Origin of the sequence: Nocardia sp. NPDC050793 (assembly GCF_040654065.1) — a bacterium.
Lineage (GTDB): Bacteria > Actinomycetota > Actinomycetes > Mycobacteriales > Mycobacteriaceae > Nocardia.
This window is the reverse complement of the sequence record NZ_JBFAHG010000006.1, coordinates 201010-213569: the sequence shown is the minus strand read 5'-3', so window position 1 is coordinate 213569 and position 12560 is coordinate 201010. Positions and strand designations below refer to the sequence as shown.

The 12560-nt window shown below is 71.7% G+C and carries 1 protein-coding gene; it reads right to left on the bottom strand.

Annotation, left to right across the window (positions count from 1 at the left end; genetic code table 11):
* Positions 1–183: 183 nt before the first annotated feature.
* On the bottom strand, positions 184–12435 hold the full coding sequence (locus tag AB0H50_RS22415) for an amino acid adenylation domain-containing protein (RefSeq protein ID WP_357455789.1): 12252 nt from the start codon (positions 12433–12435) through the stop codon (positions 184–186).
* Positions 12436–12560 lie beyond the last annotated feature (125 nt).

Here is a 12560-nt window from a genome sequence, read left to right as displayed (position 1 = left end):
CCCCGTCCCATCCTGAACTGCCATGGGTCGGTGCGGTCCGAGCAATCACATCAGTGTAAGCGGGCAGCCGCAACAGGCCGACCGGTCTGATCGACTCGGATATGAACCCAATCGCGGACGCCGCGCCGCGGCGTTACATTCCCGCAGAGGCTACCGTCAGCCACGTTACCGCCGGGTACTGTGTCACCGATTTCCGTCCAGCAGGGCCGCGAGCACCGGTCCCACTTCGGCGAGCGGTTCAGGGGTGGTCATCGCCCGGTGCGTCGACGCGATCGGGTGCACCTCGATCACGCCGGACACGTGCGGCTCCCACGCGGGCGCACCGCCGTGGCCCCGGCCGTTCGGGTCCGGGATCGTTGCGCGGAAATAATCGACACGCCCCTCGAACACGCCGGGCCTGGCGGCCGTCGCGATCTCCACCGTGCGCAACGCGCCGCGGTAGATGCCGCCGATGCGCTCGGCGGTGAGCACCGCCGAGTCCCAGGTGAGCGCCTCGCCCAGCGTCGCGAGCGCCGTTTCGTCGAGTTCGGCGAGGTCCTGTTCGGCGGGCAGGGTGATGCCGAGCGCCTCGAAGCCCTCCCTGATCTCGGCGTGGAAGTCGGCGATGTCCACGTCGGGGGCGCTGTCCAGGATCGCGAGCAGGTCCACCCTGTCGCCCTCGGCTTGCAGGTCGATCGCCACCGCGTGCGCGAGCACTCCACCGAGCGACCAGCCGAGCAGCCGGTACGGTCCCTCCGGCTGGACCGCCTTGATCTCCGCGACATAGCGGCGCACGATCTCCGCCGCGGCGACCGGACGGTAGTCGGGCTCGGTCAGCGCGGGCGACTGGAGTCCGTAGATCGGCTGGTCGGCGGGCAGGAACCGGGCCAGACCCGCGTAGGTCCATGACATGCCCGACATCGGCGGCAGGCAGAACACCGGCGGACGGGTACCGCCCGCCCGGATCGGCAGCAGCACACGCAGCGCGCTCTCGGCGTTCGCGTCGTAGTCGTGCCCGGCCTCGAGCGCCGCGGCGACCTGCGCCGCGATCCCCGCGACGGTGGGATCGGTGAAGAAGGACGCCACCGTAAGCTCCGCGCCGGTACGAGCCCGCAGCCGCTCGACCACCTGGGTAGCCAGCAGCGAGGTGCCGCCGAGGGAGAAGAAGTCGTCGTCCAAGCCGATCCGCTCCGCGCCGAGCACCTGCTCGAAGACGGTGGCGACCGCCTCCTCCAGCGGCGTCGACGGCGCGCGGAACACGGCCTGCTGGAACACCGGTTCCGGCAGCGCGCGCCGGTCCAGTTTTCCGACGGGCGTCAACGGCACCTCGTCCAGCACCACGACGGCCGCGGGCACCATGTATCCGGGCAAGCTGCGCGCCGCGTGCTCGGTGAGCGCCGCCGGGTCGATCCGGCGACCGGCCGCGGCGAGCACGTAGGACACCAAGGCGGTGGTCCCGGCGGGCGTTTCCCTGCCGAGGGTGAGGACGAACTCGACATCCTCGTGGCGGCCGAGCACCGCGTCGATCTCGCCGAGCTCGATGCGCAGCCCGCGGATCTTCACCTGGAAGTCCGAACGCCCCGCGAAATCCAGCTGCCAATCCATCGCGCCGACCGCGGCATTGCCCGCGCGCTCCCCCGGTTCGGCGAACCAGCGCACCACATCGCCCGTGCGGTACATGCGGTCGCCGGTCGCGCCCCACGGATTCGGCACGAACCGTTCCGCCGTGAGGCCCGGCCTGCCGTGATAGCCCCGCGCCAACGCCGCGCCCGCCAGATACAGCTCACCGGCCACGCCCGGCGGCACCGGGTTCAGCCGCGCGTCGAGGACATACGCGGCGATCCCGCGCACGGGCCTGCCGATGGTGATGTGCCGTCCGGGCAGCTGCGCGCCGTAGGTGGTCATGACGGTGGCCTCGGTGGGACCGTACGCGTTGACGTACTCCCGGCCCGGCTGCCACTTGGCGAGCAGCTCCGGCGAGGTCACGTCGCCGCCCACCGACAGCACCTCGAGGTCTTCGACGCCAAGCGGGTCGACCGTGCCGAGCACCGCTGGCGTGACGATGGTGTGCGTCACGCGTTCGGTGCGCAGCAACTCGGCGAGCTCGGCGCCGCCGATCACCGACGGCGGCACGACCACCAGCGTCGCGCCCGCGTACGCCGCGCACACCCACTCCAGCACCGACGGGTCGAAGCTCGGCGAGCAGATGTGCAGGAACCGATGCCGGGATTCCAGCCGGTACAGGTCCGTGGCCAATCCAACCAGCAGACCGAGGCCGCCGTGAGTCAGCGTGACGCCCTTGGGCTTTCCGGTGGAACCCGAGGTGTAGATGACGTACATCGGATGGCTCGGGTGCAGCGGCGCGAGCCGTTCCTCCGGCGCGACGGGCGCACCGGATTCCGCGGCGACCCGCGCCGCGAACACCGGATCGTCCAGGGTCAGCCACTCGACGTCGGCGGGCAATGCCGCGCGGTGCGCCGAACCGGTGAGACCGACCACCGCGCCGGAGTCGGTGACCATGTGCCGAATCCGGTCCTCGGGGTAGGCCGGATCGACCGGCACGTGCGCGCCGCCCGCCTTGGCCACCGCCCAGAACGCCGCCACCATCTCGTAGGAGCGCGGAAACGCCAGCGCGACAATCCGTTCCGGACCGACGCCGTGCGCGATCAGCACCCTGGCCAGCCGCGAGGAGAACTCGTCCAGCTCCCGGTAGCTGACCGAGCGGCCGTCCACCCGCACCGCGGTTCGCTCCGGATCGAGCGCCGCGCCGGCCGCCAACAGCTCCGGCAGCAGACCGGCGTAACGAGCCTCCGGTCCGCTCATACCGGTGAGCAGGTCGTATTCGGCGGAGTCGAGCAGCGGCAGGTCTCCGACCGGCCGGTGCCGGTCCGCCGCGACGGCGCGCAGCAACCGCACGAACCGGTCCGCGAAGACTCGCACCGTGTCCTCGTCGAAAAGGTCACGGGCATAGGAGAACTCGGCGAACATGCCGCCGGGTTCCGCGCCGCCGGTCGGCCGCACGATCAGCGCGAGGTCGAATTTGGCGGTGTCGTCGGCGAGATCGACCGGGCTCATGCGCAATCCGGGCAGCTCGAATTCGCCGCCGGGCAGGTTCGCGAACGACAACGAGACCTGGAACAGCGGATGCCGCGCGGTCGAGCGCGGCGGATTCAGGATCTCCACGAGGCGCTCGAACGGCATGTCGGCGTGCGAGAAGGCTTGCAGGTCCGTCTCTTTGGCGCTCGCCAGCAGCTCGGCAAAGCTGTGCGCGCCCGAGACGTAGGTACGCAGCGCGAGCGTGTTCACGAACATGCCGATCACGTCGTCCAAGGCGGCCTCACCGCGACCGGCCACCGGCGTGCCGATCACGATGTCCTCGGTGGCGGACAACCTCGCGAGCAGCACCGCCAACGCCGCGTGCACCACCATGAACAGCGTCGCGTTCTCCGCACGCGCCAGCTCCGCCAGCGCGCGATGCACGTCCGCGTCGATCTCGAACGCGACGCGACCGCCCGCGAACGACGGCGTCGCGGGCCGCGGCCGGTCGGCGGGCAGGTTCAGCTCGTCGGGCACACCCGCCAGGGCGGTGCGCCAATACCCGGCCTGCGCCGAGATCAGGCTCTCTGTATCGGATTCCGAGCCGAGCACCGCGCGCTGCCAGACGCTGAAATCGGCGTACTGCACCGGAAGCGGGGCCCACTCCGGTGCATACCCCGCTGCCCGTGCCGCGTAGGCCGTCATCACGTCGCGTGTCAACGGACCCATCGACCAGCCGTCGGCGCTGATGTGATGGGCCACGAAAACCACCACGTGCTCGGTCTTTTCGGTGTCCTCGACGCGCAGCAACGCCACCCGCAGCGGCACCTCGGCGGTCACGTCGAACCCGGCGGCGGCCACCGCGCGCACCCGTTCCGGCAGCCGCTCCGCCCTCACCGGCTCGACGACCACCTCGGGCAGCGCCTGGTCGAGCGGCAGCACCCGCTGCTCCGGACCCTCTTCGGTCGACGGATAGACCGTCCGCAAAACCTCGTGCCTTGCCATCAGGTCGCCGATCGCCCCGACGAGCGCCGCCACGTCCAGGTCACCGGTCAGCCGCACGGCGGCCGGGATGTTGTAGACGGGCGAGGACGGGTCGTAGCGGTTGAGGAACCACATACGCTGCTGGGCGAGCGAAAGCGGAATCCGCTCCGGGCGCGGGCCCGCCACCAGCGCGGGCCGCCCTCCCCCGCCCGCGTGCCGCTCGACGCGCGCCGCCAGCGCCGCCACCGTGGATGCCTCGAACAGCAGCCGCACCGGCACCGCGGTGTCCAACGCCGCGCCAAGCCGGGCCGAAACCTGCGTGGCCAGTAGCGAATTGCCGCCCAGCGCGAAGAAATCGTCGTCGAGACCGAGCCGACCGGCGTGCTCACCCGCCGCGCCGACGCCGAGCACGTCGGCGAACACGCCCGCGACGACCTGCTCCACCGGAGTGCTCGGCGCGCGGAACACGGCCTGTTCGAAGACCGGCTCGGGCAGCGCCCTGCGGTCGAGCTTTCCGTTGGGGTTCAGCGGCATCTCGTCCAGCACCACCAGCGCGGCGGGCACCATGTAGGCGGGCAGCAGCGCGGCCGCGCCCTCGCGGACCGCCGCCACGTCCACCGTCCGCCCCGCGGCGGGCACGACGTAGCCGATCAGGCGATCTCCGGTGTGCGGGTCCGAGCGCACCACCACGACCGCCTGTGCCACCGAATCGTCGGCGCGCAAGGCGGATTCGATTTCCGGCAGCTCGATGCGCAGGCCGCGCAGTTTCACCTGGAAGTCGGTGCGGCCCAGGTAGGTCAGCGCGCCGTCCGGTCCGCGGCGCACCAGGTCGCCGGTGCGGTACATGCGTTCGGCGGGCCCGCCGAACGGGTCGGCGACGAAGCGGTCGGCGGTCAGATCGGGGCGGCCGAGGTAGCCGCGCGCGATCTGATCACCCGCCAGGTACAGCTCGCCCGCGACGCCGGCAGGCACCGGGTGCAGCCGCGCGTCCAGCACGTAGGCCCGCGCGTTCCACACCGGCGCACCGATCGGCACCGCGCCGGTGACGTCGTCGGCGACCGCCGCGTGAGTGGCGTGCACGGTGAACTCGGTGGGTCCGTACAGGTTGTGCAGCGCGGCGCCGGTGACGCGCCGCACGGCGGTCACCACCTCGGGGGTGAAGGCCTCGCCCGCCACCAGCAGTGCGCGCAGCGAGGTCAGCGCCTCGGGCCGCGCGGCACCGGCGAAGACGGTGAGCATCGAGGGCACGAACGACGTGACCGTGACGCGCTCGGCCGCGATGGTCTCGGCCAGGTACTGCGGATCGCGGTGCCCGTCCGGTGTGGCGACGACCAGCCGCGCGCCCGTCGCCAGCGAGCCGAACAACTCCCACACCGAGACGTCGAAGGTGGCCGGGGTCTTGAACAGCACCGTGTCGGCGCGGCCGATGCGGTATTCGGCGGTGAGCCAACGGATCTGGTTCACCACCGCGGCGTGCGACACGGCGACGCCCTTCGGCCGCCCGGTGGAGCCGGACGTGAAGATGACGTACGCCGGGTGCGCGCCGCGCAGCGGAGCGCGGCGCTCGGCGTCGGTCAGCGGCGTGGCCGGGTAGCCGGACAGGTCCTCGGAATCGACGGTGATCGTCGGCAGCGCGGTGTCGAAATACTCGCGCGCGGTGGTCAGCACGCACACCGGTTTCGCGGTGTCGAGCACGTATCCGACGCGTTCGGCGGGCTGGTCGAGGTCCAGAGGCAGGTAGCCGCCGCCCGCCTCCAGCACCGCGTACATGGCGACGACCAGGTCGACCGAGCGACGCATGCCGAGGGCGACCAGCGTCTCGGGGCCGACGCCCGCGTCGACCAGCCTGCGCGCCAAACGGTAGACGCGGGTGGCGAATTCGGCGTAGGTCCACTCCCGCTGGCCCGACGCGGCGCGATCGATGATCGCGGTGGTGAACGGCGTTGCACCGGCCTGCGCTCCGAACAGGTCGACAAGCGTTGCGGCCGGACGGTTCTCGGTTGCAACCCGGCCGGACGGTGCCGGTTCGATTTCCACCGACTCGGGTTGAGCGGTGAACGCCGAGAGCAGCTGGGCGCGTTCGGCTTCGGCGAGCAGATCGATATCGCCGATCGCGGTGTCGGGCCGGGCGGTGACGCCGTCGAGCAGCCGGACGAAGCGCTCGGCGAAGCCGCGTACCGTGTCCTCGTCGAAAAGGTCACGCGCATAGGAGAACTCCGCGTGCAGCGCGGAACCCGACTCTCGCACGGCCAGCATGAGATCGAATTTGGCCGTGTCGATGTCGAAGTCGACACCCTCGACGCGCAGACCGGGCAGCTCGAAGGAGGCTTCCGGCAGGTTCTGCACCGACAGCATGACCTGGAAGAGCGGGTGCCGCGCAGTGGAACGGACCGGGTCGATGATCTCCACCAACCGCTCGAACGGCAGGTCGGCGTGTGCGAACGCAGCCAAATCGGCCTCACGCACCCGGTCGAGCAGTTCGCCGAAGCCCGATTCGCCCGGCACCGCGCTCCGCAGCACCAGCGTGTTGACGAACATGCCGATCACGTCGTCGAGTTCGGCCTCGCCGCGTCCCGCGACCGGTGTGCCGATGGCGATGTCCTCGGTTCCCGAGAGCCGTGCGAGCAGTGCCGCGAGCGCCGCGTGCAGCACCATGAACAGCGTCGCGTTGCGCGCGGCGGCCAGGCCCGCGAGGCGGTCGGCGAGCTCGGCGTCGATGGTGAAGGTGTGGGTGGCGCCCGCGAAGGACTGCGCGGCGGGCCGCGGCCGGTCGGCGGGCAGGCTCAGCTCGTCGGGCAGCCCGGCCAGCGTGTCACGCCAGAAGGCGATCTGCGCCGAGACCAGGCTCTCCGGGTCGGTCTCCGCCCCGAGCACCGCGCGCTGCCACACGCTGAAGTCCGCGTACTGCACCGGCAGCGGCGGCCATTCGGGCGCGCGGCCCGCGCACCGGGCGGCGTAGGCCAGCATGACGTCGCGGGTCAGCGGCCCCATGGACCAGCCGTCGGCGGCGATGTGGTGCGCGACGACCACGAGCACGTGCTCGTCGGTCCCGTCGACCTGGAACAGCTCCGCGCGGAAGGGCGGTTCGGCGGTGACGTCGAATCCCGCGCCGACCACCTCGGCGATGCGTGCGGGCAGCGCGACGGGCGCGACGGTCCGCGACAGGAGTTCGGTCGTCGCCTGATCGGCGGGCAGGATCTCCTGCCGCGCGACGCCGTCCGCTCCCGCCGGGTAGCGGGTGCGCAGGGTCTCGTGCCTGGCGACCAGGTCGGCGATGGCCTGGCGCAGCGCGTCGGCGTTCAGCTCGCCGGTCAGCCGGACGGCCACCGGCAGGTTGTTCACCGCCGAGCCGGTGTCGAAGCGGTTCAGGAACCACATGCGCTGCTGGGCCAGGGACAGCGGGACCGGGTCGGGTCGCGGCCCGGCGGTCAGCGCCACCCGCGCGTGCCCGTTGCCGACGAATTCGGCTGCCGCGAAGGCCAATTCACCGACCGTCGGGTATTCGAAGACGCTGCGCACCGGCACCCTGGCGCCGACCACCGCGCCGAGCCGGGCGGCCACCCTGGTCGCGACGAGCGAATTGCCGCCCAGCTCGAAGAAGTCGTCGTCGGCGCCGACCCGCTCCAGCCCGAGCACCTCGGCGAACACTCCGGCCACGGCGCGCTCCAGCTCGGTGGCCGGTTCCCGGTAGGCGCGGCGCGCGAACTCCGGCTGCGGCAGCGCCTTGCGGTCGAGCTTGCCGCTGGCGTTCAACGGGAAGGCGTCGAGCGTTACGACGGCCGAGGGCACCATGTAGGACGGCAGCGTCGCGCGGACGTGCGCGAGCAGTGCCGCGTCATCGATCGCCGCGCCCGCCGCCGCGACGACGTAGGCGACCAGCCGGTCCCCCGCGCCGCCGCGCACCAGCGCGACCGCGGCCCGCTGCACCGAGTCGTGGCCGAGCAGTACCGCCTCGATCTCGCCGAGCTCGATGCGCTGACCGCGCAGTTTGACTTGGAAGTCGCTGCGGCCCAAGTACTCCAGCGCGGGAGTCGGCCCGTCGACGCGCCAGCGCACCACGTCGCCGGTGCGGTAGAGACGCGTGCCGTCGTGATGCGCGACGAACCGCTCGGCCGTCAGCGCGGGCGCGCCCGCGTAGCCGCGAGCCAGCTGCACGCCCGCCACGTAGAGCTCGCCTGCCGCGCCAAGGGGTGTCTCGCGCAGGTGCCGGTCGAGCACGTGGACGCGGGTGTTGGCGACCGGCGCGCCGATCGGCACCGCGACACCGGCGGCATCGGCGGCCGGGTGCGAGGTGACCACGGTGGCCTCGGCGGGGCCATACCAGTTGGCCAGGTGGGCGCCGGGCAGCGCGGCGGCGAAGCGCGCCGCGGTCTCGGTGGACAGCGCCTCACCCGCCGCGAAGACGTGCCGCAGCGTGGGATACGCACCGGTCGCGCTCTCGAGGAAGGCGTCCAGCATGGATGGCACGAAATGCACTGTGCCGACCGAGAATTCCTCGATGACCCGGCCCAGGTATGCCGGATCGCGGTGGCCGTCCGGCTCGGCGATCACCACCGTGGCGCCGGCTTGCAGCGGCCAGAACAGTTCCCAGGTGGAGATGTCGAAGGTGATCGGGGTCTTGTGCAGCACCACGTCGCCGGGACCGTGCGGGTACACGCCCTGCGCCCAACGGAATTGATTGACCATCTGCCGGTGCGTGATGACCACGCCCTTCGGCCTGCCGGTCGAGCCGGACGTGTAGATCACGTACGCCACGTTGCCGGGGCGCACCGGCGGCGCTTCCACGATCGCGCGGCCTTCCATCGTCTCCATCGCGAGCAGCGGCAGGTCAACGGCGGTGTCGAACCGGTCCGCGGTCCTGGTCAGCACGCACACCGGCGCGGCGCTCGCCAGCACATGGTCGCTGCGTTCGGCCGGATGGTCCGGGTCGATCGGCACATACCCCGCGCCGGTCCGCAGCACCGCGTAGACGGCGACAACCAGTTCGATCGAGCGCCGCATGGCCACCGCGACAAGCGATTCCGGTCCGACACCGCGATCGACCAGTTCACCCGCCAGCGCCAGGGAACGCTGCCGCAGTTCCGCGTAGCTCAGGGTCTCCTCGCCGAAGCGCACGGCGGGCGCGTCGGGGGTGCGCGCGACCTGGGCGTCGAACAGGGTGATCAGCGTCGCGCCGTCGAGCAGATCGGGCGCGTCGGTCGCGTTGCGGGCGGCCAGCTCCGCGCGCTCGGTGTCGGTGAGTACGTCGATCGCGGCGACGGGGGTGTCGCGGTCTCGGACGAAGCGGCGCAGCAGCGCCGAGAAGCGTTGCGCCAGTGTGTGAACCGCGTCCTCGTCGAACACGTCGCGCAGGTACTTGAACGAGAGCTGGAGGCCGCCGTCGGGGATCACCATCACCGTCAGCGGATAGTGCGAGCCGTTCACCGCGGTGGCGCCGGTGACGGTCATGCCGTCCACGATCCCGGCCGCGGCGCTCAGCGCCTCCCGGTCGATCGGGAAGGACTCGAAGACCACCAGCGAGTCGAAAAGGCCCTCCACGCCGACGATCTGCTGGATCTCGCTCAATCCGATGTAGTGGTGATCGAGCAGCGCGGCCTGCTCCGATTGCAGCACGCGCAGCAGATCGGTCACCGTGTCGGTGGCGCGCAGCCGCACCCGGACCGGGATCGCGTTGAGGAACAGGCCGACCATGGTCTCGACCCCCGCCAGCTGCGGCGGGCGGCCGGACACGGTGGCACCGAGCACGACGTCGTCGCGGTCGGTGCTGCGCCCGATCAGCAGGCCCCAGGCCGCCTGGACGACCGTGTTCACGGTGACCCCGGCCTCCGACGCGAGCTTCCCCAGCGCGGCGGTCTCGTCTTCGGAGAGCCCGAGTTCGACGACGCCGACGCCCGAGGCGATCTCGCGGGCCGGGTCCACCGGCGCGAGCGGCGTCGGTTCGGTGACACCCGCCAGCGCGGTCCGCCACGCGGCGCGGCTCGCCTCGGCGTCCTGGGCGTCGAGCCAGGCCAGGTAGTCGCGGTAGGGGCGGGCCTGCGGCAGCCGTGCGCCGTCCGCGCCGAGCGCATAGAGCGTGAGCAGGTCACGCATCAGCAGCGGCATGGACCAGCCGTCGATCAGGATGTGATGCGCGGTCACCAGCAGGTGGTAGGCGTCCGGCGCGGAACGGATCAGCGCGAACCGCAGCAGCGGCGCGACGTCCATCGGGAAGCGCCGCACCAGATCCGCGGCCACGACTCGCTCCAGCGCCACGGCGGGATCGGATTCGTCGGCGAGATCGAGGAACTGCCAGGGCAATTCGACATGGTCCAGCACGATCTGGAGCGGATTGCCTTCCGCGTCCTCGGCGAAGGCGACGCGCAGATTGGGGTGCCGCTCCAGCACGCCCGCCGCGGCGGCGCGCAGCCGGTCCTGATCGACCGCGCCGCCCAGATCGATGACGAACTGGGTGATGTAGGCGTCGATCGAGGATTCCGCCAGCAGTGCGTGGAAGAGCATGCCGGACTGCAACGGTGTCAGCGGCCAGATGTCTTGCAGGCCGGGATGAGTGGCCGCGAGCCGCGCCCGTTCGCCCTCGTCGAGCCGCAGCAGTTCGCGGGTCGCGAGGTCGTCGGTCTCGGCGGCGGGCTCGCCGGACCGCGCCAGTTCGGCCAGCGTGGCGACGGTGCGCGCCTCGAAAAGGTCACGGGGCGTGCAGATCACCCCGCGCGCACGGGCTCTGGACACCACCTGGATGGAGGTGATGCTGTCGCCGCCGAGGGCGAAGAAGTCGTCGTCGAGGCCGATCCGGTCCGCGCCGAGCACCTCTCCGATGACCTCCGCCAGCACCCGCTGGACAGCCGTCTCCGGGGCGCGGTACTCCTTGTGCTCCAGCACCGGTGCGGGCAGCGCGGCCCGGTCCAGCTTGCCGACCGGCGTCAGCGGGATCTCGTCCAGCGCCATCACCGTGGTCGGCACCATGTGCGCGGGCAGACTGCGCTCGGCCCACCGGGTCAGCTCGGCGGTGTCCACCACGGCACCGGAGGCGGCGTGCACGTAGGAGGCGAGAATCATAGTGCCGCTGTCGAGTTCGTGGCCGACGGTGACCGCGAAGTCCACACTCTCGTGCGCGGCGAGCACCGCGTCGATCTCGCCGAGCTCGATGCGGAAGCCGCGCACCTTGACCTGGAAGTCGTTACGGCCCAGGTACTCCAGCGCGCCGGTCGACGTCCAGCGCACCAGGTCGCCGGTGCGGTAGAGCCGGGAGCCGCTCGGCTCGAACGGATTCGCCACGAAGCGGGCGCCGGTCAGCGCCGGGCGGCGATGGTAGCCGCGGGCCAGCTGCGCGCCGGTGATGTAGAGCTCGCCGACCACACCGCTCGGCACCGGATTCAGCCGTTCGTCCAGCACGAACTCGGTGATGTTGCGGATCGGCGCGCCGATCGTCACCGGTTCGCCCGGCGTCAGCGGGTCGCTGATATTGGTCATGATGGTGGTCTCGGTCGGGCCGTACCCGTTGAAGAACTCGCGGACGCGCCCCTGCGAGATCGGCAGCACCCAGCGGCGCACCAGCTCCGGCGGACATGCCTCACCACCCGCGACCACTACGCGCAGCTCGTCGAGTCCGGCCGGGTCGACCGAGGCCAGTGCGGCCGGGGTGATGAAGCCGTGCGTGACGCGCTCGCGCCGCAGCAGCGCGGCGAGATCTTCGCCGCCGAACACCGTCGGCGCGGCGACCACCATGGTGGCCGCGCCGCCCAGCGCGAGCAGCAGCTCCAGCACCGAGGCGTCGAAGGACGGCGAGGCGAAATGCAGTGTGCGCGACGCGCTGGTCACGCGGTAGCGCTCGCGCTGTTCCTCGCAGAAGCTCGCCAGCCCCGCCTGGGTGACGACGACGCCCTTGGGCAGGCCGGTGGAACCGGAGGTGTAGATGACGTAGGCGGCGTCCTCGGCGCGCACCGCGCGGGAGCGATCCGCGTGCGTCACCGGCTCGGCCGAGTACTCCGCCAGCGGCAACTCCGGCGCGTCGACGACCAGCCATTCGACCCGGTCGGCCAGCCGTTCGCGCACCGCGGCGACGGTGAGGCCGAGCACCGCGCCGGAATCGGACACCATGTGCTCGACGCGGTCGGCCGGATAGTTCGGGTCGACCGGTACGAAGCCCGCGCCGGTCTTGGCGACGGCCCACACCGCGACCACCGAGTCCAGCGAGCGCGGCACCCCGACGGCGACCAGATCGCCCGGGCCGACGCCCCGGTCGAGCAGCAGGCGGGCGAGCCGGGTCGATCGCGCGTCGAGCTCGGCGTAAGTCAGCGTGCCGAGCGTGGCCTCGGCGTCGGCGAAGACCACCGCGACACCGTCGGGAACCGCCTCGACCGCCGACGCCATGAGCTGCGGCAGGGTGGTGACACGTTGCCTGCGCGTACGGACGGGCCGTGTCCGAACCGTGCTGGTCATACCTCTACCACCTCACAAAATCACAGAACTCATTCACATGGGGGCGGCAACGCGCCCGCCCGCCGAACATCGATCGCGCCCGTTTCGGGTGCCCGGCACACAGCGCCGTGGCGACGCTTCTGTGG

Excerpts from the sequence above, each read along its gene's own strand:
- AB0H50_RS22415 (WP_357455789.1), bottom strand. The coding sequence starts at position 12,435 with ATGACCAGCACGGTTCGGACACGGCCCGTCCGTACGCGCAGGCAACGT.